The following is a 26,204-nucleotide window of genomic DNA, read 5'->3' on the forward strand; positions in this document are numbered from 1 at the left end:
GGCGCGGGTGGGGGAGACTCCGTACCTGCGCCCCGTGCCGTGTCAGGCCCAGCCGCTGTCCAGCAGCGCGCGGGTCTCGGCGACGGCTTCCTGCCAGATGAGCTGCATCTCACGGTCCGGGCGGCGGTGCAGGCCGCCGTAATTCCCGTCGCCCAGCACCTCGCGCACCTTCGCGGGGGGCAGCTGGCGCAGCGCGGCGACGTCCACCATGGGTTTACGCTCCTCGGGGGCCGCGACGCCGTCCAGGCGGGTCCAGGGGAAGTTCTCCATCCAGCTGGCGTGACTGGCCAGGGGATCCACGCGCTGCACGGCGGCCCAGGTGCGGGGGGCGTTCCACCAGTTGTGCCACTGCACGCGCGCGTCCGGGTGGCGGGCCAGCCACTCGCCCAGCCAGCCCTGCCCCGGCGTGTTCCCGCCGTGCCCGTTCACGATCAGGATGCGCCGGAAGCCCTGCTCGTGCAGGCCGCTCAGCAGGTCGTCCAGCAGATTCAGGTACGTGCCCACGCGCAGGCTGAGTGTGCCCGGGTACGCCGCGAACGTGGGCGTGATGCCGTAGGGGAGGGCGGGGAACACCGGGACGCCGCTGCCGTCGGCGGCCTCACGCGCGACCCGTTCGGCCAGCAGCGTGTCCGTCGCGAGGCTGAGGGTCGCGTGCTGCTCGGTGCAGCCCAGCGGGAGGACGCAGCGGTCCTCGCGGGTCAGCAGGTCCTCGACCATGCCCCAGTTCATACCCTGAATGTGCATGAGGTCACATTACCGTACCGCTCACGCTGGCGTGGCCGCACACCGCGCAACCCGGAACGGAGCAGGCCGGAGCACCGGCCCCGGCCTGCCCTGCCTGCGGTCAGCGGCGCGGGTTGGCGAGTTCCTGCATGTCCTTCTCGGCGGTGCGGAAGTCCGTTTCGATCAGTTTGCCGCTCTTCACGTAGCGGAACTTCACCTGATCGCCCGGCTGCAGGTCCATGTCTTTCCCGTCGGCCAGCGGGCCGAAGGCAGTCACGACGGCCTTGCCGTTGAAGGTCAGGGCGGCATTCACGGTCCCGCCAATCTTGTCCAGGGCGTTGGGGGCGCTCATGGCCTTCTCGCTGAATTCCAGGTTGCTCAGGTCGCGCAGGTACACGTTCAGTTCGGTCTTGTGGCTGGGGATGTCCAGCATGCCGGTTAGGTCGGCGCGGGTGGGCGTGAACGTGAACGCGTTGCCACAGCGGTCGCTGGTGGTGCCGGTCACGTTCAGTTTCATGCTGGCCGCCACCTTCTCCCTGGTGGTCGCGTACAGCGCCGAGCCGCTGAGCAGCACGTCCTTCTCGGTCCAGGCGTACGTCAGGTCCAGTTTGGCGGGGGCGTTCGTCTCGCGGCCCGCCCAGCCGCTGAGGGTCAGCGCGGTGGGACCGGCGGTGTTCAGGCAGTCGCCGGGCGTCATGCTGAACTTCAGGCCTGCCACGGTCTTCCCGGAGACGGTGACGCTGCCGGTTGCGTTGGTCGGCACTTCCTGCTGAAGGGGGAGCACCTGCCCGGTGTTGGAGTCGTACGTGTACCCGTTGTTCACCCAGACGGTCGGGGCGCCACCGACCTTCCAGCTGGTCTCGATGCGCACGCCGGATTGCTCGTCGATCTGCACGTAGCCGTCCCTGGGCAGCTCGGAGTACTGGTAGCCGCCGTTGCGGGTATATGTGTGCGTGCCGGTGGCCAAGGCTTCCTGCACGGCGGCCATGGCCTGCGTGGTCACGCGCCCATGGCCGCCGAGGCCCTGCACGAAGGTCTTCCCGAACGATGCGGCGCCGCTCAGGTCCAGGCTGTTCGGGCGGACGGGCGCGCTGCCCATGCCAAGCAGCCCCAGCAGGGGTTTGAGGTCGGCGTCCATGTTCGGGCTGTTCGGGTCGGTCATGGCGACCAGCTGCTTGGCGGCGCTCTGGGCGGTGCCCATCACGTCCTGCACGTCTAGGCTCTGACCCACGACGGGGGCAGCGGGTTCCGTCTGGGCAGGGTTGGTGGGCGTGGGCGTGGGTTTGCACGCGGCGAGGAGCAGGGTCGTGACGGTCAGCAGGGCAGTGGTGCGTTTCACACCGTCACCTTAAGGAACCTTCATTCGTCTGTCGTCCGCAGGTGACGCACCCCCCCAGCCGGGGTATCCAGGCAGGTCGGACATGGCCCGCGCGTGCCCGGGCGGCGCGGCGTAGCGTGAGGGCATGAGCGACACGCCCGCCGACACCATGCACCCCGAGGGGTGGACGTACGAAACGACTGCCGTGCAGAGCAGCATTCCGCGGGGGCTGGGGCAGACCATCGGCTTCCCGATCCACGCTGCGGCCGCGTTCCAGTTCGACACGCTGGAGGAGGCGCAACTGGAATTCCAGCAGAACACCGGCCTGAGTTACGCCCGGTTGCAGAATCCCACCGTGCGCGCGCTGGAGGACCGCATCACGACCCTGGAGGGCGGCGCAGCGACGGTGGCAGTGGCCAGCGGGCAGGCGGCGACCCTCACCGCGATTCTCAGCGTGTGCCGCGCCGGGGATCACGTCGTGTCGGCCAGCAGCCTGTTCGGCGGGACGACCGGGATGCTCAGCAACATCCTGCCGCTGATGGGCATCACGGTCACGCTGGTCGACAACACCCCGGACGCCGTCCGCGCCGCCATGCAGCCGAACACGCGGCTGGTGTGGGCGGAGATGATCAGCAACCCCGCCGGGGACATCGCGGACATCCGCGCGTTCGCGGATATCGCCCACGAGCACGGGGCGCTGCTGGCGATCGACAACACCTGCGGCGGCGTGGGCTTCCTGTGCCGACCGCTGGAGCATGGCGCGGACATCGTCAGCCAATCCCTCACGAAGTGGGCGGGCGGGCACGGCAGCGTCCTGGGCGGCGCCGTGACCGTCGGGACCGGGCATGACCTGACCCACAATCCCATCTTCGCGGATGGCGGCGAGCAGAGCATCCTCAAGGTGCGGGGCGACGCGGCCCTCGCTTGGCGACAGCGTTGGTTCGGCGCGCACCAGCTGGGCATGACCCTCGCGCCGCACAGCGCGTTCCTGATCGCGCAGGGCCTGGAGACCCTCGCGCTGCGCCTGGAGCGCGAGAGTGCCACCGCCCTCGCCCTGGCACAGTGGCTTGAGGCGCACCCAAAGGTCGGGAAGGTCAGCTACCCCGGCCTGAGCAGCCACCCGCACCATCACCTCGCGCAGACATACCTATGCGGCGGGCAGGGCGCCGTCCTGACCTTCGAGGTGCCAGACCCCAGCGCGTTCCTGTCGCGCGTGCGCGTGCTGCGGATCGCCCCGAACCTCGGGGACGTCCGCACGCTCGTCGTGCACCCCTGGACGACCACGCACGGCCGCGTGCCCGAACCAGCCCGCCACGCCGCCGGCGTCACGCCCACCACCATCCGCATGAGCGTCGGCGTGGAAGCCCTGCGCGACCTCCAGGCGGACATTGAACAGGCCCTGTAAGGGGCGTTGATGGTCGAAAGGTGATGGTTGATAGAAGGGTCATCCCCTCTGTCAACCATCATCTTTCAACGGTTTACCCCTTACAGCCAGGCTTTTTTCCCCACGATGTACTCGCGCTGGAAGTCCGCGTCGCTCTTGGTCAGGTACATGACGCCCTCGATGAAGCCCAGCAGGCCCACCAGGAACGGCACGAGGAAGAACACCGCGCCCACAATGATGAACGACCCGATGATGCCCAGGATCCAGCCGCCGATCGTGGCGGCCAGCATGATCACGCCGGGCTGCGTGTTGCCCAGGTAGAACTTGTGCACGCCCAGGCCGCCCAGGAAGATGCCGAGCAGGCCCGCGATGAGTTTCTTCTGCGCCACGTCACCACTCTGGACGCCCTGCGTGAACTGGTTGATGGCCTGCCGCGCCTGCCGTTCCAGATCGTCGAAGTTTCCGCTCTGACTGGGCGCGTGGGGCATGGGGGCGGGGCCCTGCGGGATGCTGGGGTTCTTCGCACCGCCCGTGGCGCGCGCCACCCAGTCGTCGTCCGCCGGGGGGCGCGGCGGGGGCACGACCGTCGGGGCGACCGGGGCGGGTGGCACGTGATGCGCCGGCTGCGGCTGAGGTTGCGGGGTGTGCGCGGCGCTGCTCGTCCCGGCGGCCTGATCCACCCAGGACGGCGCAGGCGCCGGGCTGACCGGCGTGCTGTTGGGGCTGCTGCCTGTGGGGCTGGACGTGCCCGCAGCGGCGTCCACCCATGAGGGGGCCGGGGCACTGCCAGCAGGCTGGGCGGCCTGGGTGGCCGCGCCTGAGCCAGCCACCTCGTCCACCCAGGAGGGCGCCGCGGGGCGAGGCGCGCTGCCCGCAGGGTCCGGGATGCGCAGGTCGTCCGCCCCTGCGGGCTTGGGGCTGGGTGCCGCCGGGCTGGCGCTGGAACCGCCGAGGACCTCGTCCACCCACGACGGCGCGTTGCTGGAGGCGGCGGGTTGCTTGTCGTCCGGGTTGGTCATGCTCCACATTACGCGATTCCCACGCGGGCCGTTGCGTCCGTCAAAAGAAGGCGACCCAACCGGTGGCGACAATCACGGGCACCGGCACGGACAGCGCGCCCCCGGCGAACAGAGGCGCAAGGTCAGCGCGGTGCGCGGCCTCCAGCGCCGCCACCTCCTGCGGGGACAGGGACGCCAGCGGCACCCCCTCCAGACCCGCGCGGATGTCGGCCCAGCGCGCCCCGACGTCCGGAAGAGTGTACGTCAGTGGATTCAGCGTGGCCTGCACGTCCGTCAGACCGGCCGCGCGCAGCACGTCCGCCAATGCCTCTGGGGTGGGGAGGCGACCCAGGGGCGGCGCGCCCGGCTTCAGGCCTGCCCAGGCCAGCCGCGCCCGCCACAGCCCCGGCAGTGGGCCCAGCAGGCCCGCCCCGAACGACGACACGACCACCCGCCCGCCGGGGCGCACCACCCGCGCCCACTCGCGTACGCCGCCCGGCATGTCCGGCAGGAAGAACACACCCGCCGCGCACACCGCCACGTCAAACGTGCCGTCCGGGAAGGGCAGCGACGCCGCGTCCCCCCGCACGAACGCCGCGCCCGGCACCCGCCTCTGCGCCTGCGTCAGCATGCCCGCCGACACGTCCACCCCCACCACCCGGCCCGCGCGGCCCACGACCTCTGCCGCCACCGCGCCCGTGCCGGTCATCACGTCCAGCACCGCCTCGCCCGGCTGTACACCCGCCGCGTCGGCCACGAACCGCGCCGCCTGCGCCAGGAAGCCCACCGCGTCATACCGGTCCGCGACGGCGTTGAACAGCGCCTCGTTCGCGCGCACGCGGTCTCCCGTCACGCGCCCTCCAGCACGGCGCGCACCTGCGCCACCCGCTCCGGGACCGAGCCGCGCAGCAGCGTGAACGGCACGCCCCGCGCCTCCAGATCCTGCCGGATGAACGCCTGCTGCACCGCGCGCACCTCCGTATTCGCCCGCCAGCCGTCCTGCTCGTGCGGCAGGTCCGTGTCGCACAGGAAGGCGTGCGCGTACCGCGACCGGCACTCGTCGGCCAGCGCCCGCAACTCCGGCAGCGCCCCGCCCGTCAGGAGGTGAGACCACATCAGGGTCGTCGCGGCGTCCGTATCACTGAACACCCAGCGGTGCACGCCGGGCGAGGTGATCGCCTCGTCCTCCAGCGCCCGGTGCCCCCGCGCGATCTCCAGGAAGTGCGCTTCTGTCAGCGCGCCGTTCTCCCGCTCGTACACGTCCCGGCCGTACTCACGCACCCCGGCCGTCCCGAAGTCCTTTGCCAGCGCGCGGGTCAGGGTGCTCTTACCGGTGCTCTCCGCACCCAGGATCACCACCCGCCGGACGAAATGCGCGTACACCAGCGGCTCCAGAAAGCCGCGCAGGCCGTGCACGTCCGCGCGCAGGGCCGAGCCGCTGACCGGCACCGCTGCCCGCGCCTGGTCCACGCACACGTGCGCCGCGCCCAGCGACGCCGCGAACGCCTCGCCGTACGCCTCGGACGTGAAGACCGCGTCGGGCCGCACGCCCCAGCCGTCCAGCACGCCCCGCACGTAAGCGCGGTGGGTGGCGTCCGGCTCTTCGTTCAGCGGTGGATTCGGCGCGTCCGGCAGCAGCTCCAGCCCCGGGCAGAGCCGCGCCGGGTACAGCGACCGAACCCAGCCCCGGCGCAGCGGGCTGGGCATATCCGGAAAGTCCGGGCGGGAGTACACCCACACGCTCACCCGCTCGCAGCGCGCCAGCGCCTCGTCCAGCACCCTCAGGTGCCCCCGGTGCAGCGGCGCGAACTTCCCCACCACCAGCCCGTGCCGGTAACGCCGACCCGTCACGTCAGGCAAACGCCACCTCCCGCGCCTCGTCCCGCCGCCACTCGCGCCAGCCGTACACGCTCATGCCTGCCAGCACGAACTGCAACGCGAACAGCACCCAGTACCCCGTATGCCAGAAGAACACCGCCTGCACCGCGTTCACCGCGATCCACACCGGCCACGACCACGCCCAGCGGCGCGTCGTGCCGAAATTCGCCACCAGTGACAGCGTCACCGCCGCGAACTGCACCCAGTTCCACACCGCGCCGAAATCCGTCACCGCCACCGTGTACGCGAAGATCAGCAGGCTCGCCACCCACGTCACCCCGTACCACAGCGGCTCGTTGAAGCGGATTTCCCCCCGCGCCCGCCGGGCCTCCAGGTGCCACAGGTACAGCCCGTGAATGCCGAACAGCAGGTACGTGACCTGCAACCCCGCCAGCATCCAATGCCCACCGCTGAGGAACAGCAGGAAGTACGGCAGCAGCGACAGGTTCGACCAGTGCCAGTACACCGCCCGCTTCGACCACAGGAAGTACAGGCTGACGAGCACGCACACCCCACCCGACAGGTCCAGCAGCAGCGGCGGCACATTCAGTCCGAACAGGTTCATCCGTCCTCCCGCAGGGCCGCGCGCAGGTCCATCAGCAGTTCCCCCAGGCGGTTGCGGCCCGAGCCGTCCCCGCCGTCCGCCCAGTACGAATCGTTCCCGGTGTGTTCCACGAGCACCGCGTCTCCCGTGTCCAGCAGCAGCTGACACAACGCCGGGTGCTGCGTGAACTTCGCCCGGAGTGCGGCGCGCATCACATCATCCTTCACAGCGTCCCAGTCGGCCCGCAGGGGCAGATCACGCCGGCGCCCGAAGCGCGCCGCCAGCATCGGCGTCGCCTGCGCCCGCACCTCCTCGGCGTGCGGTGTGCCCGCGAACTTCTGCGCTTGAAAGTAATGCTCGCTGGTCGGCCAGACCACCCCGTCCAGCTTCAGGGGATGCCGACTGAAGTTGCTGAACTCCCCGAAGGGCCGGTTCGTCTCATAAAACCGGATCTCCGGCCGCTCGTTGCCCGCAGGCGCCGCGCGGCTCACGTGTCGATCCTCAGGGTCGCCACGCCCGCCCACGCGCCGCGCGGCAGGCGCACCACGTCGATCAGCAGCAGCGCCACGCGGCCCGCCGTAACCGTCATGAGCTGTCCGTCCGCACCCGACGCGAACAGCGCCGCCGCCGCGCGGATGGCCTCCGGCTCACCCGGCGCGTAGAAGTCCGCCGCGTTCCCCTCGGCCTCCCGCCTCGTCAGGCGCTCCGCGAGCCGGAAGGCGGACGGCTCGACCTCCACCTCGACCTCCCCGGTCGGCAGCGGCAGCAGCCCCAGCCAGTCCACGCGCGCCAATTCCTCCGGGGTGAACGCGCGCGGCAGAACGAACGGCACGAACGGCGAGTCCGTGTCGCTCGACTCGGTCAGCCCCCCCAGCGCCGACACCAGCGCCCCGGCGAACGCCACGCCCTCCTGCACGCCCGCCCCGTCCACCGGCGGGCCCGGCTGCCCCTCCCACCCGAACACCCCGTCCGGCGACAGGCGACCCGCCACGACCACCGGCGACACCGACCCGTCCGCTCGGTACGCCACCAGCCGCTCCAGATGCACCCGCCCGTTCAGATCCCCGCCCGGTTCCGTCATGCGGACACTCTGCCGCCTGCGCCCCGCTCAGTCCAGCGGAAGATGCGTGACGGGGTCAATGCGCTCCGCGAAGTCCGGCCCGGCGAAGTGCGCCACCACCCGAATCGGCCCCACGATGGCCACGTTGAAGGCCTCCAACTCCCCAGCCGGCACCCACAACTCCTGATGCCGGTCCTGCGCGCCCACCACCTGAATGGCGTAGCGGGTCGCCACGTCCGCGCGCACGTCGAACGCGGCCACCAGTTGCAACTCGTGCAGCCCCGTCGGCCGCCACAGTGTCACCACGTCCTCCACCGGCGGCCACGGTACCGTCCGCTCCGCGTTCTTCGGGAACAGCACGTCCAGCCAGTCGCCGCCCGTCACGCGCCCCCGACCAGACCACACAGCGCCGCCACGCCGCGCGCCAGGGGTGTCAGGACCCACACCCGCTCCGGGGTGTCCAGGCTGCCCAGCCGGTCCTCGCGGGCCAGCAGGCCCAGGCCCGCCAGTCCACCCAGCGCCCCCTCGAACTCCAGCCGCGACCAGCCCAGCGGCACGCCGCCGCGCAGGGGCAGCGCGTCCGCGAATGGTTCGATGCGGTCAAGCAGGTCGAACACCTCGCCCAGCGCGTCCATCTCCCGCGCGGACAGGCCCTCCACGATCCGCAGGGCCTGGAAGCGGTCCGGGGTGGGGGAGGGGTGCAGCCGCGCGCAGCCCGCCAGCGCCCGCGCGATCAGCGCCAGCTTCCCGTCGGATTCCGCGATTTCCGCCGCGCGGTTCGCCTGCATCACGTTCGCCCGGAACGCCGCCGAACGCACGTACGCCGCGTCCACCCGGTCCGCCTCCAGGCCCGCCAGCGCGTCCGCCAGCAGGGGCGACAGCCGCGCCGACACCGGCACGTCCAGCCCGCCCAGCACCGCCAACTCCAGAGCCTCCCGCATCCGCCCACTCTACGGCCCCACTGCGGTGCCGCGTGCCACACTGACCTGCATGTCCACCCTGCGCCCCTACCAGCCCGGCGACCGGGCCGCGTGCCTGCACCTGTTCGATGCGAACACGCCCCGCTACTTCCTGCCGGAAGAACGCCGCGACTTCGAAGGCTGGCTGGACGGCGAGGAAGGCCCCGCCGAGTACCTTGTCATCGAGGAAGAGGGGGTGGTCATTGCCTGCGGCGGCCTGTGGTTCAGCCCGGACCCCGCCCGACCCGCTGGGTTCGCGTGGGGCATGGTGCACCCGGACCGGCAGAGGCAGGGGCTGGGACGCACCCTAGCCCTGGCCCGCCTGGACCGCCTGCGCGCCCTGGGCATCCCGCACGCCACGCTGGACACCAGCCAGCACACCGCGCCGTTCTACGCCCGCCTGGGCTTCCGCGAAGTGAAGCGCACGCCCGACGGCTACGGCCCCGGCCTGCACCGTGTGGACATGATCGCCGACGTGTAAACGAAAAAACCTCCGCTGGATGCGGAGGCGTTCACCTGGAGCCAGAGGTCGGATTTGAACCGACGACCTACTGATTACGAATCAGTTGCTCTACCCCTGAGCTACACTGGCGGGCTACGATTTTTGGCTTCCGGTGGGAAGCTCAAAAAGTATAGGGAGGGGGGCGGGGGGTGTCAAGGCGCGCAGGCCGGGTGGGGTGGGGGGCCTATGCTGCGGGCCATGAGTGACGCGGGACTGGTGTTCGAGACGATTCATGGGCGGGTGCAGCCGCTGGAGTGGCTGGTGCTGGCCCCGCACCCGGATGACGCGGAGATCGGCGCGGGCGGCACCCTGATCCGCCTGGCGCGGGCGGGTCGCGCGGTGGGCATCCTGGAACTGTCGCGCGGCGAGCGGGGCACGCAGGGTTCGCCGCAGGTACGCGTCGCGGAGTGCGCGCGGGCGGCCGAGATCATGGGCTTGGCGTGGCGGGGGCAGCTGGGCCTGCCGGACGGGGAGCTGCGGGACACGCTGGAGGGCGCGCACGCCCTGGCGGCGGTCCTGCGCGCCGTGCGGCCCCGGGTGCTGGTCGTCCCGCATCACCGCGACCGGCACCCGGATCACTTCGGGTCGTACCACCTGAGCAAGCGGGCGGTACATCTGGCGCAGCTGGCCAAGGCGGACCTGCCGGGCGACCCGCACCGCGTCTCCCGCGTGCTGCTGTACCAGGGGAACGCGGACATCACCCCGAACGTGCTGATCGACGTGGCGGACCTGCAGGACGTGTGGGCGCAGTCGGTGCTGGCGCACGAGAGTCAGTTCTCCGGCGCGGCCATCTCGGAGACGGTCACGCCGGAGATCGTGGAGCGCCGCCGCGCCCGCATGACGTACTGGGGCACCATGGCCCGCGTCCGCTACGCCGAGGCGTTCGAGGCCGAGGACGCACTGCTGGTGGACCCCTTGACGCTGTAGTTCGTCGCCCTACAGGGTTCAGCGCCCGCCCATGGTCTGCGCCCACTGGCTGAAGGGACTGGGGGCGCGGGTCTGGCCGCCCAGGAGGTCCTCAATCTCGTCGGCGAGGTCGAGGCCGTACTTGTAGGCGGCCTGTCCGGCGACGACGCCGCTGCCGTACTTCTCGCGGTAGTTGGCGGGGGCGCGGTCGCTGGTCATGGCTTCGGCGCTGGCGTTCGTCTGCGGCAGGACGGTGGTGAGGATGGGCGGGGTGTCCTCGCCGGTTGTCTCGAAGGCGCGGTTCAGGTCGTCCGGGAGGCGCTGGAGGCCCTGGCGGTGCTGGGCACTCTGACTCTGGTACTTGGTGATCAGGACGCCCAGGCAGCGCAGGCGCAGGTCGCGGGCGCGGCGGATCTGCGCGATGCGGGACGCGATCTGCGGGATGCCGTAGGTGCTCAGGCGGTCGGGGATGGTGGGGATCAGGTAGTGGTCGCTGACTTCCAGGCCGTTCTGCGTGACGAAGCCCAGGTTGGGCGGGCAGTCGATCAGGACGTAGTCGTACGCGCTGAAGGCGGGCGCGACGAACTTCTTGACGGCCTCCATGGGCCCGACCGAGTAGTGCGAGCGGCCCGCGATGTCCTGCATGCGGTCCTGCACGTCAATCAACCGGATGGAGCTGGGCAGGAGATCCACGCGGCCGTAGCGGGTGCTTTCAGGCAGCTGGTCGATCATCTCGGGCGGCACGCGGTTGAGGTTGCTGACGCCCCGGATGATGGCCTGCGTGGCGTCGAAGGTGAAGGTGCCGTCGCCGCGCAGCAGGTTAAGGAACAGGTGCGCGAGGGTCTGCCCCTGGTCGTCGGCCTGCTCCCAGCGGTCCTCGCCAATCAAGGCGAGGGTGGCGTTCGTCTGCGGGTCCAGGTCGATGACCAGCACGCGCTTCTGTTTCATGAACGCCAGCGTGTCGGCCAGCTGGACGGTGGCCGTGGTCTTGGCGACGCCACCCTTGAGGTTGATGAAACTCAGGACGTGCGGGGCCATCAGAGTTCGCGCAGTTTGGCCAGGACCGCTTCGGGGCGCACGGTGTACGCGCCGGTCGTCTCCTCGACGTGCTGGTAGCGCACGACGCCTGAACGGTCGATCAGGAACACGGCGCGGCCGCTGATGCCGCGCTCGTCGATGGCCACGCCGTACGCGCGGGCCACAGCCAGGGTCATGTCGGCCAGCAGGGGCACCTCGATGCCGTACTCGGCGGCCCAGGCCTTGTGGGCGTGCACGCTGTCGCGGTTCACGCCCAGGACCACGGCGCCCGCGTCCGCGAAGTCATCCTGGCGGCCGCTGTACTCGGGCAGCTGCATGGAGCACACCGGGCTGAAGTCCAGCGGGTAGAACACCAGCACCACGTGCTTCTGGTCGCGGTAGCTGCTCAGGGTGATCTGCTCGCCCGTGGAGGCGGGCAGGGTGAAATCGGGCGCGGGCTGTCCGACGAGGCTCATGCCCGGCAGTGTAGCGGGCCTGCGCTCCGGCGGCGGGCAGGGATGCCGCCCGCTCTGGCCTGTCCCTGTGGGTCAGCTGAGAGGAACGTTGACGTTGAACTGCGTCCCGGTTTGCCTGCGCCGCCCGGGGCTGGGGGTACCCTGGGTGAGTACCGTCCCCGCCGTCTGCCACGCGCAGCTCCCGCAGGGGAACGGCGCGCCATCCGAGGAGGAACCCATGGCCGATGTGATGCCCCCCAACATGCTTCAGGAGCGCCCCCAAACCCCCGCCGGGCTGCTCAGCAACCGAGAGAAGGACCGCCTGATTGAACGCGGTTTCCTGGGCCTGTACCGCTGGTACACCGCCCGCAGCCAGGAGACCCGCAACTGGAACCCGGACCGCAGCTTCGACTGGCGCAGCCTGAACAAGAACCTGCCGCCCGAGGTGATCACTGTCCTCGAAGGTTTCTTCGCCGTCGAGCAGTACGCGCCGGACTTCACGAGCAACCTCGTGCACCTCGTGCGCCGCAGCCACGGCCGCTCGCACTTCCAGCTCCGTTGGGGCAGCGAGGAGGAAAAACACGCTGACGCCTGGGAGAACGCCGTGCTGTTCAGCGGCCAGCGCAGCCCCGAGTGGGTCGAGGAGTACAAGGACCGCCTGAAATCCCAGACGTGGGAACTGCCGTTCCCCGACGCGATCCACAACCTCGTGTACACCGTGTTCCAGGAGCGCGCCACGCAGCTGAACTACCTGAACATGATGAAAATCGCGCAGGGCAAGAGCGACAAGCCGCACCTGAAGGGCGTGTCGGACCCCGTGCTGGCGCGCGTGGCGCAGACCATCGCGGTGGACGAGGCCGCGCACTACAACTTCTTCCTGGAAGGCGTGCGCATGTACCTGTACTACTACCCCGAGCAGACCCTGAGCGCCATCAAGAACGTGATCACTCAGTTCAGCATGCCCGCCGCGCAGCTCGTGCCGAACTGGGAGCACTTCTTCGAGACGGTGTACCGCGCCGGGATCTACGGCCCGCGCGACTTCCAGCGCGACGTGATGCAGGTCGCCTTCCGCAACCTCGGCATCGAGAGCCGCAAGGCGCTGGAAGAGGGCATCCGCAAGACGCGCGAGGTGCCGGACTTCGACGGTGGGAACTTCAAGACGACCGCCATCTGGGACACCTTCGACTACGGCGCCGTGGAGGGCGACGTGCGCCGCCTGCACGTGAAGATCCAGGACTACGAGAAGGAGATCGGCTTCGACGCGATCGACCCGACCGAGTTCATCGAGAACCCCGAAGTGCCCCGTACGGGGTCCAGCGCCGCTGACGACTGAGCGCCAGCGACCGCGCCCCCACGCCCGCCCCCTGCTCCGGGGCGGGTTTTTTGTCGCGCGGCGCGCGGGGGCGTGGCATGCTGAATGGACTTTCCCCGCCACAACCCTCACCCCGCAAGGAGACCGGCATGACCACCCCCACCTTCAACCCCGCCCTGACCGCCCTGGGGTTCAGTCCCGGCGACCGGGTCGTGATCTTCCACGCCGACGACCTGGGCATGTGCGAGGCGACCGTCAGCGGCTGCGCCGACCTGTTCCGCGCGGGCACACTGGGCAGCGCGTCCGTCATGACGCCCTGCGCGTGGGCGCCCGCTGCGGCCGAACTGGCCCGCGACCTGCCCGGCGCGGACCTGGGCGTGCACCTGACCCTGAACAGCGAGTGGCGCACCTACCGCTGGGCGCCCATCAGCACCTGCGATCCCGCCAGCGGCCTGATCGACGCGCAGGGCTTCATGCACGCCGGCGTGGAGGCCGTGCAGGCCCACGCCGACCCGGTTGCCGCGCGCGCGGAACTGGACGCGCAGGTGAGCCGCGCCCTGGACTGGGGCATCGAGGTCTCGCACCTGGACGCGCACATGGGCGCCGCCGCGCACCCCAAGTTCCTCCAGGCGTGCCTGGACGCCGCCCTGCCCCGCGGGATCGTGCCGATGCTTCCGCGCCTGGATGAGGCCGGGTGGAGCTCGCACGGCCTGGGTGAAGCCGAGGCCGCGCAGATGGCCGCCGTGACCCGCGCGCTCGAGGCGCGGGGCGTGCCGCTCGTGGATCACCTGGTTATGCTGCCCCTGCACGTGGGCGGCGACCACCTGCCGCTGATCGAGGAGATCCTCACGGGCCTCCCGGTGGGCCTGACGCACTTCATCCTGCACCCCGCGCGGGACACGCCCGAACTGCGCGCCATCTGCGGCGACTGGGCAGGCCGCGTGGCGAACCACGCCGCGTTCCTGTCCCCGGACTTCGCGCCCATGCTCGCGCGCAGCGGCGTACACACCACCACCTACCGCGCCCTGCGCGGCGCGCTGCGCACCCCCGGAGCTCAGACATGACCGCCACGCCTCTCCCCGCACCCACCGAACTGACGCCCGACACGACCTCCGCGCAGCGCTGGAAGTACGCCGTCATGAATTTCGGGCTGACCATCCCCGCGCAGACCACCAGCTTCCTGCTGCTGTACTACGTGGACCACCTGAAGCTGAACCCCAGCTGGGCCGCGACTGCCATGACGATCTTCGCGCTGTACAACGCCGCGAACAACCCCCTGATCGGCTTTCTCAGTGACCGCACCCGCAGCCGCTGGGGCCGCCGCATCCCGTACGTGCGTTTCGGGGCGCTGCCCAGCCTGATCCTGTTCGGGCTGCTGTTCAGCGCGCCGTTCAGCGGCACCACCGAGCCGGTCGCGCTGATGGCGTACTTCGTGGTGATGTTCGTCCTGTGGGAGGGCCTGGCCACCGCCGCCGGCACCGGCTACTTGGCCCTGCTGCCCGAGATGTTCCGCACGTACCGCGAACGCACCGACGTCGCCTGGCGCATGAACGTCGTGCAGATCGTGGGCCTGCTCGTGGGCTTGGCGCTGCCACCCCTGCTGGCCGGCATGATCGGCTGGACCGCCATGGCGTGGGTGTTCGCCGCGCTGGCCGGCGCCGCGATCTTCGCCGGTCTGGGCGGCCTGTTTGAACGGCCCGGCAGCGTGGGCCGCGAACTGGGCTTCCTCACGGCGCTGCGGGCCACGTTCACGCACCGCGCGTTCCTGATCGTCGTGGCCGCCCTCACCATGCGGTTTTTCGCGACCGGCACCCTGGCCGCCGGGATGGGCTTCTATGTCCGCTACAGCCTCGGCATCGAGAGCGGCGCCGCCACCACCGTCCTGCTGGCCGGGGCGTTCATTACGGCCGGCGCGGCCCTGTACCCCTGGCGGACGTTCATCGCGCCGCGCCTGGGCCCGCGCGGCACCCTGATGCTCGCCTTCGGGCTGACCGCCGTGTCCCTGATCCCCCTGGCCCTCGTGACCTCCCTGGTGGGCGCGGCGATCACGACCGTGCTGTTCGGCGCGGCCCTCGCGGGCCTGATCCTGATGGGCGACGTGATCCTCGCGGACGTCATCGACGACGACGAACTCCGCAGCGGCCAGCGCCGCGAAGGCATGTACTACGGCATGGCGGGCTTCATCACCACACTCAGCAGCGCCCTGACCTCCCAGACCTTCGGGGCCGTCACCCGCGCCAGCGGCTACGACCCGAAGCTGAGCGTGCAGCCCGACGCGGTCGCGGACGGCTTCCGCTTCTTCATGACCGTGCCGCCCATCACGGGCGCGCTGCTGGCCCTGGCGATCCTGAGCTTCTACCCCCTGCACGGCGCGCGCCTGAGCGCCATGCGCGACGCCCTAGCCCGCAGAAGAACCGTGGACGCCGAGACTTCCGCGGCGCCCCAGGGCTAGTTCGGCCCTACGCCCGCCGCGCCAGCACGAACCGCTCGCGCCCCGTCAGATCTGCCGCCGTGCCTGCCGCCCAGCCCTGGGCGCGCAGCTCGGCGGCGAAGTCTGGAGCGTTGCGCGGGTCGAGTTCCAGCAGCAGCCGCCCGCCGGGGACGAGCACGCCGGTCGCCTGCACCGCAAGGCGCCGCGCCAGACTCAGGCCGTCCGGACCGCCGTACAGCGCGCTTTCCGGATCATGTGCTACCTCCGGCTGCACCTGCGCGCGGTCCGCGTCCGGCAGGTACGGGGGGTTGCTGACAATCAGGTCGAACGGACCCGGCACGCCTGTCAGGAGGTCCGCCTGTACCCACGTGACCTCCAGGCCGTTCAGCGCGGCGTTCTCGCGGGCCAGCGTCAGGGCCTCCGGGCTGAGGTCGGTCGCGGTGACTTGCGCGCCGCTGCGGGCAGCCTTCACGCCCAGCGCGAGCGCGCCCGTCCCGGTGCCCACGTCCAGCACGCGGGGCGCGGGCAGGGGCGCGAGGGTCTCCAGGGTTAGGTGTAGCAGCCACTCCGTCTCGGGGCGCGGCACCAGCGCCCGGGCGTCGCAGCGCAGCCGCACGCCGCCCCACTCCACCTCGCCCAGCAGGTACTGGAGGGGCACCCGCGCCGCGCGCCGTGCGAGCAGCGCCTCGAACCGCACCTCGTCCTCCGGGGCGACCTCTGACGCGGCGCGGGTCAGCAGCGCCGTGGGGGTCAGGTTCAGGGCGTGCAGCAGCAGCGCGCGGGCGTCCACCTCCGGAGAGGGAACGCCCGCCGCGTCCAGCCGCGCCGCGCCCCGCCGGAGCAGGTCACGCAGCCGCACGGGTCAGCCGTGCCGGGGCCGGATGATCAGGCGCCGCGCGGCGCCCTCGCCCACGGACTCACTCATGACGTCCGGATGCTCCTTGAGGGCAATGTGAATCACGCGGCGCTCGGCGGGCGGCATGGGCTGCAGCTCGTGCGGCTCGCCACTCTTGGCGACCTGCACCGCCAGCCGCTCGGCCAGTTTCGTCAGGGTGTCCGCCTGCCGCTTGCGGAAGCCGCCCACGTCCACGCGCACGCGCAGGTGCCCGCGGCCCTCCTGCTTGGCCAGCACCGTGTACGCCAGCACCTCGATGGCGCCCAGCGTGCGGCCGTCCCGCCCGGCGAGGCGCGCGGCGTGCTCACCGGTGATCTCGGCTTCCAGGGCGTCCTCGGCCTCGCGGACCGTGACGGACAGGCCCGGGTCAATGCGGGTCACGAGGCCCTGCAAGAAGCGTTCCAGCGCCGCGCGAGGATCTTCCGGCGCGGCTTCCAGCGTGGGGGCGCTGGGGGCCGCGTCGGGAGCGGGCGGCGGCAGCTCGCTCTCGTCCGCGTCGCTGATGCCCAGCCCCGCGAGGTAGTCGTCCAGATTCGTGCGGTTATCCATGCCCCGCAGTCTAGCGCGCGATTCTCACACACCTCCCACCGACCTACCGGTTCAGGGTGCCCGCCGCGGCCCGGCGCGCAAACTCACGGGCGCTGCGCTCCAGCATGTCGTACATGTGGTCAAAGCCGTCCGCGCCGCCGTAGTAGGGATCCGGGACGTCCGCGCCCGGCGCGAGCGGATCGAACGCCCGCATCAGCACCAGGCGCGCCTGCGCGTCCCGCGGGGCCATGCGGCGCGCGTCATGCAGGTTCGAGGCGTCCATCGCCAGGATCACGTCCTGCTCGGCGTAGTCCGCCGCGTCCAGCTGCCGCGCGTGGCCGTCCAGACTCAGGCCGCGCCGGGCGGCCACCTCGCGGCTGCGCGGATCGGCCAGTTCCCCGATGTGCCACGCGCCCGTCCCGGCGCTGTCCACCACTGCGCGCACGCCCGCCGCCTCCAGCTCGCGGCGCAGCAGCGCCTCCGCCAGCGGACTGCGGCAGATGTTCCCCAGGCACAGCGCCAGCACCCGCAGCGGCTTCGAGTCAGTCATGCTCACGATTCTGCCGGGCCGCAGGCCCGTACGCCACCCAGCGCACCAGCGACTCCACCGGGCCCCGCCCGAACCGCGAGAGCCACCACGCGCTCAGCGGCAGCTGCGCCAGCCCCACGAGCAGTGCCAGCGCCAGCGTCTGCGCCGCGCCCCACACCGCGAACTCACCGCTGTACGGGAACGCCTCGCCCGCCCCGGCCGCCGGGACGCCCGACACCCAGCCGAAGCCCTGGTGCAGCCCGTACGGGTAGAAGATCAGCGTCATGATCACGCTCTGGGTGAGGTAGTTCGTCATGGCCATCCGGCCGCTCGCCGCGAAGAAGCGCCACGCGCCCAGCCTGCCCGACGCGGCCAGCAGGCCCAGCAGGCCCACGTACCCCAGCGCGCCCGCCAGGCCGCCTGCCATGCGCACGGGAAAGGCCAGCATGCCCGCCGCGTAGTCCGGGCGGGTGTTCAGGTACGCCAGCAGCAGGCCCAGCGGCACGCCCACGCCCAGCCCCCCCACCGCCAGGCGGCGCAGCAGCGGCCGGTGCTCGGCCGGGCGGGTCAGCAGGCCCGTCTGGCCGGCGGCGGCCCCCAGGCAGAACAGCGCCACCAGCCACGGCCCGTTGAAGAGGTCCCCCTGCCACAGCAGCGGCCAGAACTCTGCGGCGCGCTCCTGCACGTTCGCCCCGTAACTGGGCAGCAGGTCCGGCAGGAACGCGAAGCGCGGGCCGGTGCGGCTCAGGGCAGCCAGCGTCTCCAGCACGGTCAGGCCCAGCCACCACGCGCCCAGCACGCCCGCCACGCCCAGCTGGTTGCGCGCGGGCAGCCAGGCCACGATCAGGAGGGCCAGGGCCAGCGTCGCGTAGTTGCTGATGATGTCCCCGTGCCACACCAGCACGTAATGCAGCGCGCCCACGAGCAGCAGCGCCGCGTGCCGCCGCAGGAACACGCCCACCCCCCGCCGCCTCAGGATGCCCGCCGCGCCCCACCCGAACAGCATGGCGAAGATCGAGATGAACCGCCCGTTCGCCAGGGTGTCCGTCACGACCTGCGCCGCGCGGTCCAGGCCGCGCTGCTGCCACTCCAGGAACCCCGCGAAGTCCTGCATGTTCACGATCAGGATGCCCAGCAGCGCCACGCCGCGCAGCACGTCCGGCAGCAGCGCCCGGTCCCGCACCGGCCCCACCTCCGGCGCGGCGGGCTGGGCCAGGTCCGGGGGCAGGGGCGCGGGGGCAGGCTCGGTCATCCACCGCAGGCTAGCGCGCCCCGCCGCTCCTCAGTCGCGCACGTAGACCCGCAGCTGCTTCAGGGCGCCACTCACGTCGTACGACGACCAGCGCAGGGTGACGCTCGCGTGCTCCACGTCATTGTCGGTCAGGCCCAGCTTCAGAGGCAGCTTGCGGCCGTCCGGGGTGGTGGCCACGGCGCTCACGGTGTACACGCCCAGCGGCAGATCGTTGAAGTCCTGGCTGTGGTACGGCCAGCCCTGCCCCAGCGTGGTGCGCCCCCCACCGTTCGGGTCGGTGTACGGGTACCCGCCAGGAGGGGAGAGGGGCGCCGTGCTGAACGTCATCACCACCGGGCGGCCTGCCGTACCGTCCACCAGCGCGCCCTGCGGCGTGAAGGTCAGGGTGACGGTGCTGCCCCCGGGCGCGGCGGTCCGAATCACCTCGGCGTAGCGCTCGTTGCAGTACGCCTTGGCGGGCAGCCCGCAGTAACTCAGGTCCACGCTGGCCCCGTAGTAGTCGTCCCAGTCCTTCCCGCCGCCTGGTTTGCTGCCCGCCAGACGCCAGCGGAAATTCAGGTTCCCGCCGTCACTGGAGTCAATCTCGGTGTTCAGGGACCCCGACTCCGGGTGCAGCGGCAACGTGAAGGTCGTGCCGCCCAGCGTCTTCTTCACGCTGGCCGACGCGTGGTACCGGCCGTCCGGCACGCGAATGGCGTACGTGCCGTCCTTGCCGCTGATGGCCGTGAAACTCGTCCGCTGCCCCTGCGTGAACGTGGTGCCCACGATGTACACCTCCGCGCCCGCCAGGGGCCGGCCCTGCGTGTCCAGCACCAGTCCCGTCACGAACCCCCGCTTCGGAGCGGGCGGCTTCACGGTGGGCGCGGGCGTGGCCGGGGCCGGCGTGCGCGTCGGGGCGGCCTGGGCCGAGGGCGCCGCCGGTTTCGCGGGCGTGGTGGGCGTGAGGGCCGCCGGGGCCGCCGCGGGCGCACTGAGTTTCAGGGTGCACCAGCCCAGCAGGGTCGTGCCGTCACTGTCCGCCCAGATGCCCGACAGGGCCGCCGTCCCCTTGGTGAGCTTGAACGCCACGAACCGGCCGCTCTGATCGTCACTGGCACTGAGTTCCGAGTACGCGTACCCCAGGCCGCCCAGCACCTGCCGGAAACTGCCCTCCAGGCCGGGCACGGAGTCCCACACCACGAACTCGCTTTTCGTGCAGCTGCCCCCAGCCTTCGAGGCGACCGTGCGCAGCGCCCCGGCGAACTCCGTGAGTTCCGGCGAGCCGTTCACGATCTGCGCGCCGTCAATGAACGCTGCGTCCACCAGCACGGATTTCGGCCCGGCCGCCAGGGCCGAGCTGCACAGCAGGAGGGTCAGGGTGATCAGGGTTCGTCGCATGCAAGCTCCTTCAGTACGGCAGGCAGGAATGGGGAAGAGGCCGGGCCGCTCAGCGGAACCCGGTCCGGACGTGCGTGGCCTCCAGCAGCGCCTCGTAGGACCCGCCGCACCCCGGGCAGTACCGCGCGTACGGCGACGTGATCGGCCACGTGCAGGCCGGGCAGGCCGTCACCAGCCGCGCGCCGTCATTCACGCAGAACACCTCCCCACTGCGGACCGGTACCGTCCGGGCGCACTGCGGGCAGCGGGCGTACTGGGCAGGCCACTGAGACACCATCCCTCACCTCCGGCGCGCGCCGTCCAGGCGGGCCGCGCTGAACAGCAGCCTACCCGCACCCCGCTGACAGGAGACTCACGGGAAGCGCCCCCCGGCGGGGCCGCCCCGCGCAGCCGGCGCACGGGCTCAGGTCGGCCAGGGCAGCTGCACCTCGGCGTGCGCGGCGCGCAGCTCCCGGCGCAGGGCGGCCTCCTCCCGCGGGCGGCCCAGGGCGCGCAGGGCCGCCACGGTCACGCGCAGCACCGGCTCGTCCAGCGGATCGTGCCGCAGCAGCAGCCGGCCCAGCCGCGCCCCCCGCGCCGGGTCCCGCGCGCACAGGGCCGCCAGGTCCCGGCGGGCCGCGCCGTGCAGCCGCTCCAGCAGCCCGCCCGCCCCGCCCGGCAGCGGCCCCACCCACAGGTCCGGGTCGCCGCTGCGCAGGAACTCGGCCGCGTCACTGCGCACCAGCGGCCCCAGCGCGTACCCGTCGCCCTCCAGCAGCAGCGTGCCCGGGCCCAGCAGCGCGCGCGTGCGGTACACCAGCTGATGCAGCGCCGCGCCCGCCTGCGCGTCCGGCAGCTGCGGGTACAGCGCCGCCTGAAGCGCCAGGGCCGACACGGGCCCCTCGCCGGACAGCTGCGCGTCCAGCAGGCGCAGCACCAGCTCCTGCACGCGCCCGCCCCGCACCGTCACCAGCGCCCCGCCCCGCACCACCCGCAGCGGCCCCAGCACCCGGACCTCGGCCCCCGGCCGGTCCGGGGACGGCGCGGCCTGCGGCGGAAAGTAGCGGTCCGTGACGTGCACCCAGCTGCGCAGATCCAGCGCCGCGAACCGCGCCCGCTTCGCCTGCGCGGCGGCGGCGTCCCCGCGCAGCCGGTCGGCTTCCAGGCCCAGCCGCGCCGCCCACAGCGGCAGGTCCCGCGCCTCCAGCGCCGACTGTGCCGCCACGAACGCCGACAGCGCCCCGGCGTGGTCCCCGCTGGCCTCCAGCGCGAACCCCAGCGCCCAGGTCGCCCACGCCCCGTCATGCGAGTCGGCATCCGGCAGGGCCGCCAGCCCCTCACGCGCCAGGGCCAGGGCGCGCGCGCCGTCACCCGCGGCCGCGTGCGCGCGCGCCGCGACCCCCAGCGTCTGCGCCGTGACCAGCGGACTGCCACTGCGCCGCGCTGCCGCCACCCCCGCATCCGCGTACGTGACCGCCGCTGCCGCCGCGCCCGGCAGGGCCCGCTCCAGCGCCAGGTACGCCAGATTCATCTCACTCAGGGCCAGGAAGTGCGTGGCGTCCGCGCGGCGCAGCGCGGCCCGGCCCTCCTGCAGCAGCGCCTCGGCGCGGTCGTACTCGCCGTACTCGAGCAGTAGGCACGCCAGGCGCGTCTGCTGCTGCGCGAACTCCCGCGCGGCACCCAGCTGCGCGAACAGGTCCAGCGCCTCCTGCGCGTCCGCCCGGGCCGCCGCGTACTCACCCAGCGTGTCCCGGATCGTCGCGCGGCCCGACAGCGCCCGCGCCCGCACGCCCAGCGCCCCCTGCCTACCCGCCAGGTCCGCCAGGGCCGACGCGTCCGCCAGCGCGCCCGGCAGCTCGCCCAGTGCGTACCGCACCCGGCAGCGCGCCCACAGCAGCTCCCGCCCCGCCGCCTGAGCCGCGTCCTGGGCCGCGCGGTCACCCGGCGGACTGCGCCGCAGCGCCTCGTCCAGCAGCGCCAGGCCCGCGCGGGCGTCCCCGGTGAATTCCAGGGCGCGCGCCACCTGCGCCCACGTGGCCGGCCCCACCCACTCCTGCGCGTCCCCATGCGCCGCCCACAGCTCCAGCAGCGCCGGGTAGCGGTGCAGGCCCGAGAGCCACGCCACCTGCCCCGCCAGCCACGCCCCCCGCGCCGGCGGGTCCGGCGGGACCGGCAGCGCCGCAAGCAGCTGCGCGGCCCGGTCCTCCTCGCCCAGCTGCGCCAGCGCGCCTGCCTGCACGAACGTTGCCTCCGGATGATCCGGCCACACCAGCCGCGCCTCGCCCGCCAGCCGCTCGGCCCGCGCCGGGTCCACGTCCTGCCACGCGCGCGCCGCCCGCAGCGCCAGCGCCGCCCGGTCCGCCCCGCCGGTCAGGTCCGCCGCCCACGCCAGCCGCTCGGCCGCCGCGCGCGGCAGGCCCGCCGCCAGTGCCGCCGCCGCGCCCGCCTCCAGCAGCGCCCGCGCCTCCTGCGCCGGCCAGCGCGCGTCCCGCACCAGGCCCGACGCCAGCAGCGGATCCGAGTCCCGCAGCGCCCGCGCCGCCCCGTCTGACAGGGCCGCCCGGACCGCCGGATCAAGCCCCGCGGCCTCCACCTCGCGGTACAGGGGGTGAGCGGGCTCTCCGCGCACGGTCAGGCCCGCCCGGTCCAGCTCCGCCAGCACCCCGGTCCACGCGCCGCCGGGTACGCCCGCCGCCCGCTGCCACGCCGCGGCGGGCGTACCCGGCGGCAGCAGCGCGCCCACCTGCCACGCCCGGCGCGCACCCTCCGTGAGCGGTGCCCCGCGCAGCACGCCCGTGATCAGGGCCTCCACACCCCCCGGCACCAGCGCCTGCGGCGGCGCCCGCCAGTGCCAGCTGCGCCCGTCATTCCACAGCGCGCCCTGCGCCGCCAGCAGCCGCAGGTACGCCTGCGTGAACAGCGGATGCCCACGCGCCTGCGCCCACACCCAGCGGGCCGCGGCGTCCGGCACCGGCAGGCCCAGCTCCGCCGTGAGGAGCGCCGCGACCTCCGCCGGACCCAGGGGCGGCACCGTGACCGTCTCGAACGGCACGGGCAGCGCCGCGCGGGACGTGACGATCAGCGCCGCGCCCGGCGTGCGCGCCAGCTGCGCCGCCACGCTCACCCACCACGCCTGCGCGTCCGGCGGGGCGTCGTGCAGGTCCTCGATGTGCAGCGCGAACGGGGCCGCCGCACCCAGCAGCGCCGCCACCAGATCCGCCGTCTCCTGCGGCGGCAGCTCACCCGCCTGCAGGCGCCGCCGCGCGCCCTCCAGCCAGGCCGGGCCGCGCGCACCGGCCGGCAGGGCCGCGACCACCCCAGCAGGCGGCGTGGCGGCGTGCAGCTCCGCGCTGCGGACGTTCAGGTCGCGCCGCAGCGCCCGCACCGCCCAGGTCTTCCCGGCACCCGGCGGGCCCACCACCCCCGCCACGAGCCCACCGCGCCGCACCGCGAGCCGCCGCAGCGCCGCCCGCAACCCCGCGAGATCCAGCTCGGTCACGGCCGGGCCGTCACCACCAGCGGCCCGCGCGGGCCTAGGGTCAGGCCCGGCAGCGGCGCCGCGTCACCCCGCACCGCCCGCAGCGGCGGCAGGGCCCCCAGCGCGTCCTGAATGAGCAGCTGCGCCAGGTGCATGCCCAAACACAGCCGCTCGCCCCCCCCGAACGGCAGGTACGCCCACGCCGGGGGTTTCGCCGCCCAGCGGCCCGGATCGAACTCGGCGGGATGGCCCCACACCGCCGGGTCCCGCCCCGACAGATACGGGGAGTACAGCGCCAGCGCCCCACGCGGCAGCCGTACGCCCCCCCAGTCCAGATCCCGGCTCAGGCGGCGGCTGCCCATCCAGCCCGGCGGGAACAGGCGCAGCACCTCCTTCAGCACCGCCGAATGATGTTCGGGCGCGTGCCACTGCGGGTGCCGCGCCAGGAACCACATGGCGTACGCCAGCGCGTGCGTGGTCGTATCGTGCGCGGCGGCCAGCGACACCCGCGTCTCCTCCAGTCCCCCGGGCAGTGGGGCCAGCACCGCCAGCAGGTCGTCGTGCCCGCGCTCCCTCAGCCGCGCGTGCGCGAGGCGGCGCACCTCCGCGTCCACCCGCGCGAACAGCAGCGGACGCGGAATCGCCGGGACCGGGAACGGGCGGCGCAGCGGCGCCAGGAACGCGTGCAGCAGCCCCTCATCGAACTCCCCGCTGAAATACGCGGCGTTCAGCAGCCGCAGCACCGCGCCATCCGCCCAGGCCAGCGCATCGAACGCCCTGTCCGGCACCCCCGGCAGCGCCGCCCGCGTCCGCGCCTGCAAGGCCAGCAGGTGCGCCCGCCCGAAGCCCGGATTCATCAGCGAGCGCCGCCCCGCGTGCCCCGGCGCGTCCGACAGGATCACCCCGCCCGACAGGTACGGCACGATCCGCGACAGGCTCCCCGCACTCCGGAACGTCCCCAGATCCGTCAGCACCGCCCGGTTCCACGCCGCTCCCACCCCCACCACCGCCGGGAGGCCCAGCCGCAACCGGAACACGTCCCCACCCGCCGCGCGCGCCCGCGCCGCGCCCTCCTCGATCAGCGGCAGCGGTCGCAGCGCCCAGTCCTGCAGGTGCCCGTTCCCCGGACGGGTCGGCGGCTCGGGCAGCGTGCTCAGAGCCCGAATGGCCACACCTCTGTCCCCTGCGGCACCTGCCGTCCGTCCAGATCGTCGAACTTCAGGCCCAGCAGTTGCCCGGCGCCGTTCCAGCCGCTCAGGACGCTGAGGGGCACGCCGCCGCCAGGGTGGACGGTGCCGCCCACCTGCACCAGATTCCGCGCGTGTGGCAGCTGCCAGCCGGGGCGGAGGCTGCCGGTCAGGCCGTGCGGGGCGCGGCCGTACAGCGCGCCGCCCTTCGCGGTGCGGGCGTACTCCGTCGGGGACAGCGCTCGCCAGTCCGCGATGGGCAGCGGGCCGCCCGGCGTGTCCCGCTGCCGCTCCTGCACGTGTTCAAGCAGCCACGCGCCGTACTCCTCGGGCCGATCGGTAACGCCGGGGTCGGGCGGGGCGTTCACGAGCAGGAACGCCCGCGTGCCGTCCAGGTGAAGGTACAGCGTCGGATCGCGCGGGAGGCGCCCGGCGCGGATGTCGCGCCACTCGCGGGCGTACTCGGCGGGCCAGAAGATGTGGTGCGCCTGCCCCCGGTCCTCCGAGAGCTGGAGTTGCAGCGCGAAGCCGCTCACGCCGCGCGGGGTGGGTTTCTCGGCGCTGCCCAGCCAGGAGAGGGTCAGGGCCCGGTCGGCGGCACTCACCCACGCGTCCGCCGCGAACGCCCCCTGGCTGGTGTGCGCGCCCAGCACCAGCCCCCCGTGCGCGCTGAGGCTGGTGACGCGCGTGCCGAACTCGAAGCGCACGCCCAGCGCTTCCGCCTGCGCGTGCAGGGTGCGGGCCAGATCCAGCAGGCCGCCGCGCAGGTGCCACACGCCGTACCCGAGTTCCACCCACGCGATGTTGTGCAGCACGGCCGGCGCGCGGTACGGGTCGGCTCCCAGGTACGTAGCGAACCGCAGCCAGAACGGTGTCATGAACGGCCCCGACCGCACGAAGCGGTGCAGGGATGACAGGGGAGCGGCCCGCCGCCCGCGCGTGAGTGCGTAGCGGGCCAGCCGCGCCGGGCCAGGGGGCGGCGCGAACAGGAACGTGTCCTGCGCGTCCAGGTACATCCGCCGCGATGACGCGAGCAGCGCCGCGTACCGCCGCCCCTCGGTGCGGGACAGCTGCGCCAGCGTCGGCTCCAGGCTGCCCGCCACGTGCAGCGCCTCGGGCGCGAACAGCCGCCCGCCTGGCGCGTGGTACGTCGTGGTGGGCCGCGCCGCGCTCAGCTCCGGCAGGGGCAGGTTCAGGCGGGCGTGCAGCGCGCGGAACACCTGCGGCATCGTCACCACGGTCGGCCCGCTGGAGAACTCTGTCAGGCCCAGCGCGGCCTTCCCGCCGGGGCCGTCCAGGGCGTCCAGCACCGTCACCCGCGCGCCCGCCCGCGCCAGCCGCAGCGCCGCCGCGAGACCCGCGAAGCCCGCACCGATCACCGCGACATGCTGCGGGGTGCGCCTCACGGCAGGGCCCTGAACGGGCAGACGGATGAACGGGTCACGAGGCAGAGCATAGAGCACCCCCAGCGGCGCACAGTGTCAGATGAGAG

General features: G+C 72.8%; 27 protein-coding genes and 1 tRNA gene. 6 read left to right on the plus strand and 22 right to left on the minus strand.

What is annotated here, in order from left to right; genetic code table 11:
• Positions 1–42: 42 nt before the first annotated feature.
• On the minus strand, positions 43–729 hold the full coding sequence (locus tag IEY63_RS07100) for a creatininase family protein (RefSeq protein ID WP_229784544.1): 687 nt from the start codon (positions 727–729) through the stop codon (positions 43–45).
• 115 nt (positions 730–844) lie between these two features.
• Positions 845–2,062: a hypothetical protein gene (locus IEY63_RS07105; RefSeq protein ID WP_189068301.1), complete on the minus strand. Its 1,218-nt coding sequence runs from the start codon at positions 2,060–2,062 to the stop codon at positions 845–847.
• Between the two features lie 124 nt (positions 2,063–2,186).
• Here IEY63_RS07105 and IEY63_RS07110 point away from each other — a divergent pair, with 124 nt between their 5' ends.
• The gene (locus IEY63_RS07110; protein WP_189068302.1) at positions 2,187–3,446 is read left to right on the plus strand and encodes an aminotransferase class I/II-fold pyridoxal phosphate-dependent enzyme; all 1,260 of its coding nucleotides are present in this window, start codon (positions 2,187–2,189) and stop codon (positions 3,444–3,446) included.
• A gap of 80 nt (positions 3,447–3,526) precedes the next feature.
• Here the strand turns inward: IEY63_RS07110 and IEY63_RS22165 are convergent, their stop codons facing one another.
• The 8 genes from IEY63_RS22165 to IEY63_RS07150 are packed head-to-tail and all read right to left on the minus strand — an operon-like array spanning position 3,527 to position 8,846.
• Positions 3,527–4,444, minus strand: a complete 918-nt coding sequence (locus IEY63_RS22165; RefSeq protein WP_229784545.1) for a TM2 domain-containing protein — start codon at positions 4,442–4,444, stop codon at positions 3,527–3,529.
• A gap of 40 nt (positions 4,445–4,484) precedes the next feature.
• Positions 4,485–5,276, minus strand: coding sequence for a class I SAM-dependent methyltransferase (locus IEY63_RS07120; RefSeq protein ID WP_189068303.1), 792 nt, complete (start codon positions 5,274–5,276; stop codon positions 4,485–4,487).
• Positions 5,273–6,274, minus strand: a complete 1,002-nt coding sequence (locus tag IEY63_RS07125) for an AAA family ATPase (RefSeq protein WP_189068483.1) — start codon at positions 6,272–6,274, stop codon at positions 5,273–5,275. Before IEY63_RS07125 ends, IEY63_RS07120 begins: the two co-directional genes overlap by 4 nt.
• A gap of 1 nt (position 6,275) precedes the next feature.
• Positions 6,276–6,866 (minus strand): nicotinamide mononucleotide transporter family protein, encoded by a 591-nt coding sequence (locus IEY63_RS07130; RefSeq protein WP_189068304.1) that lies wholly within the window; start codon positions 6,864–6,866, stop codon positions 6,276–6,278.
• Positions 6,863–7,336, minus strand: a complete 474-nt coding sequence (gene ybiA, locus IEY63_RS07135) for a riboflavin biosynthesis intermediates N-glycosidase (protein ID WP_189068305.1) — start codon at positions 7,334–7,336, stop codon at positions 6,863–6,865. The genes IEY63_RS07130 and ybiA overlap by 4 nt, the downstream gene beginning before the upstream one ends.
• A complete protein-coding gene (locus tag IEY63_RS07140; protein WP_189068306.1) occupies positions 7,333–7,926 on the minus strand; it encodes a hypothetical protein in 594 nt (197 codons plus the stop codon). The genes ybiA and IEY63_RS07140 overlap by 4 nt, the downstream gene beginning before the upstream one ends.
• Positions 7,927–7,953: 27 nt before the next feature.
• On the minus strand, positions 7,954–8,289 hold the full coding sequence (locus tag IEY63_RS07145; protein WP_189068307.1) for a hypothetical protein: 336 nt from the start codon (positions 8,287–8,289) through the stop codon (positions 7,954–7,956).
• On the minus strand, positions 8,286–8,846 hold the full coding sequence (locus IEY63_RS07150; protein ID WP_189068308.1) for a hypothetical protein: 561 nt from the start codon (positions 8,844–8,846) through the stop codon (positions 8,286–8,288). The genes IEY63_RS07145 and IEY63_RS07150 overlap by 4 nt, the downstream gene beginning before the upstream one ends.
• A 49-nt stretch (positions 8,847–8,895) precedes the next feature.
• On the opposite strand from IEY63_RS07150, the gene IEY63_RS07155 reads away from it, so the two are divergent.
• On the plus strand, positions 8,896–9,345 hold the full coding sequence (locus tag IEY63_RS07155) for a GNAT family N-acetyltransferase (RefSeq protein WP_189068309.1): 450 nt from the start codon (positions 8,896–8,898) through the stop codon (positions 9,343–9,345).
• A 36-nt stretch (positions 9,346–9,381) separates the two neighbouring features.
• On the opposite strand, the gene IEY63_RS07160 is transcribed toward IEY63_RS07155, so the two are convergent.
• Positions 9,382–9,456, minus strand: a tRNA-Thr gene (locus tag IEY63_RS07160).
• 108 nt (positions 9,457–9,564) lie between these two features.
• Here IEY63_RS07160 and bshB1 point away from each other — a divergent pair.
• Positions 9,565–10,293, plus strand: a complete 729-nt coding sequence (gene bshB1 / locus IEY63_RS07165) for a bacillithiol biosynthesis deacetylase BshB1 (protein WP_189068310.1) — start codon at positions 9,565–9,567, stop codon at positions 10,291–10,293.
• Positions 10,294–10,311: 18 nt separating this feature from the next.
• On the opposite strand, the gene IEY63_RS07170 is transcribed toward bshB1, so the two are convergent.
• Together IEY63_RS07170 and IEY63_RS07175 are read right to left on the minus strand one after the other, a co-directional pair.
• Entirely contained in the window at positions 10,312–11,310 is a 999-nt protein-coding gene (locus IEY63_RS07170) for a ParA family protein (protein ID WP_189068311.1), read from the minus strand.
• Positions 11,310–11,765, minus strand: a complete 456-nt coding sequence (locus tag IEY63_RS07175; protein ID WP_189068312.1) for a peroxiredoxin — start codon at positions 11,763–11,765, stop codon at positions 11,310–11,312. Before IEY63_RS07175 ends, IEY63_RS07170 begins: the two co-directional genes overlap by 1 nt.
• A 217-nt stretch (positions 11,766–11,982) precedes the next feature.
• On the opposite strand from IEY63_RS07175, the gene IEY63_RS07180 reads away from it, so the two are divergent.
• The 3 genes from IEY63_RS07180 to IEY63_RS07190 all read left to right on the plus strand — a co-directional run bounded on the left by IEY63_RS07180 (position 11,983) and on the right by IEY63_RS07190 (position 15,508).
• Positions 11,983–13,077, plus strand: a complete 1,095-nt coding sequence (locus tag IEY63_RS07180) for an acyl-ACP desaturase (RefSeq protein ID WP_189068313.1) — start codon at positions 11,983–11,985, stop codon at positions 13,075–13,077.
• Between the two features lie 128 nt (positions 13,078–13,205).
• Positions 13,206–14,120: a polysaccharide deacetylase family protein gene (locus IEY63_RS07185; RefSeq protein WP_189068314.1), complete on the plus strand. Its 915-nt coding sequence runs from the start codon at positions 13,206–13,208 to the stop codon at positions 14,118–14,120.
• Positions 14,117–15,508, plus strand: a complete 1,392-nt coding sequence (locus tag IEY63_RS07190) for an MFS transporter (RefSeq protein ID WP_189068315.1) — start codon at positions 14,117–14,119, stop codon at positions 15,506–15,508. The genes IEY63_RS07185 and IEY63_RS07190 overlap by 4 nt, the downstream gene beginning before the upstream one ends.
• 7 nt (positions 15,509–15,515) lie before the next feature.
• On the opposite strand, the gene prmC is transcribed toward IEY63_RS07190, so the two are convergent.
• The 9 genes from prmC to IEY63_RS07235 all read right to left on the minus strand — a co-directional run bounded on the left by prmC (position 15,516) and on the right by IEY63_RS07235 (position 26,118).
• Positions 15,516–16,346, minus strand: a complete 831-nt coding sequence (gene prmC / locus IEY63_RS07195) for a peptide chain release factor N(5)-glutamine methyltransferase (RefSeq protein ID WP_189068316.1) — start codon at positions 16,344–16,346, stop codon at positions 15,516–15,518.
• 3 nt (positions 16,347–16,349) lie between these two features.
• Positions 16,350–16,931 carry a Jag family protein gene (locus IEY63_RS07200; RefSeq protein WP_189068317.1) on the minus strand — a complete coding sequence of 194 codons (582 nt, stop codon included), beginning with the start codon at positions 16,929–16,931 and terminating at the stop codon, positions 16,350–16,352.
• Between the two features lie 43 nt (positions 16,932–16,974).
• Entirely contained in the window at positions 16,975–17,460 is a 486-nt protein-coding gene (locus IEY63_RS07205) for a low molecular weight protein-tyrosine-phosphatase (protein WP_189068318.1), read from the minus strand.
• On the minus strand, positions 17,453–18,691 hold the full coding sequence (locus tag IEY63_RS07210) for a DUF418 domain-containing protein (protein WP_189068319.1): 1,239 nt from the start codon (positions 18,689–18,691) through the stop codon (positions 17,453–17,455). The genes IEY63_RS07205 and IEY63_RS07210 overlap by 8 nt, the downstream gene beginning before the upstream one ends.
• 30 nt (positions 18,692–18,721) lie before the next feature.
• Positions 18,722–20,068, minus strand: a complete 1,347-nt coding sequence (locus IEY63_RS07215) for a carboxypeptidase-like regulatory domain-containing protein (RefSeq protein ID WP_189068320.1) — start codon at positions 20,066–20,068, stop codon at positions 18,722–18,724.
• Positions 20,069–20,117: 49 nt separating this feature from the next.
• The gene (locus tag IEY63_RS07220) at positions 20,118–20,345 is read right to left on the minus strand and encodes a double zinc ribbon domain-containing protein (RefSeq protein WP_189068321.1); all 228 of its coding nucleotides are present in this window, start codon (positions 20,343–20,345) and stop codon (positions 20,118–20,120) included.
• A 126-nt stretch (positions 20,346–20,471) separates the two neighbouring features.
• Complete coding sequence (locus tag IEY63_RS07225; protein ID WP_189068322.1) at positions 20,472–23,546, minus strand: ATP-binding protein; 3,075 nt, start codon at positions 23,544–23,546, stop codon at positions 20,472–20,474.
• The gene (locus IEY63_RS07230) at positions 23,543–24,691 is read right to left on the minus strand and encodes a cytochrome P450 (protein ID WP_373290903.1); all 1,149 of its coding nucleotides are present in this window, start codon (positions 24,689–24,691) and stop codon (positions 23,543–23,545) included. The genes IEY63_RS07225 and IEY63_RS07230 overlap by 4 nt, the downstream gene beginning before the upstream one ends.
• Positions 24,679–26,118 (minus strand): phytoene desaturase family protein, encoded by a 1,440-nt coding sequence (locus tag IEY63_RS07235; protein ID WP_189068324.1) that lies wholly within the window; start codon positions 26,116–26,118, stop codon positions 24,679–24,681. The genes IEY63_RS07230 and IEY63_RS07235 overlap by 13 nt, the downstream gene beginning before the upstream one ends.
• Between the last annotated feature and the right edge of the window lie 86 nt (positions 26,119–26,204).

The organism is Deinococcus radiotolerans (genome assembly GCF_014647435.1).
Lineage (GTDB): Bacteria > Deinococcota > Deinococci > Deinococcales > Deinococcaceae > Deinococcus > Deinococcus radiotolerans.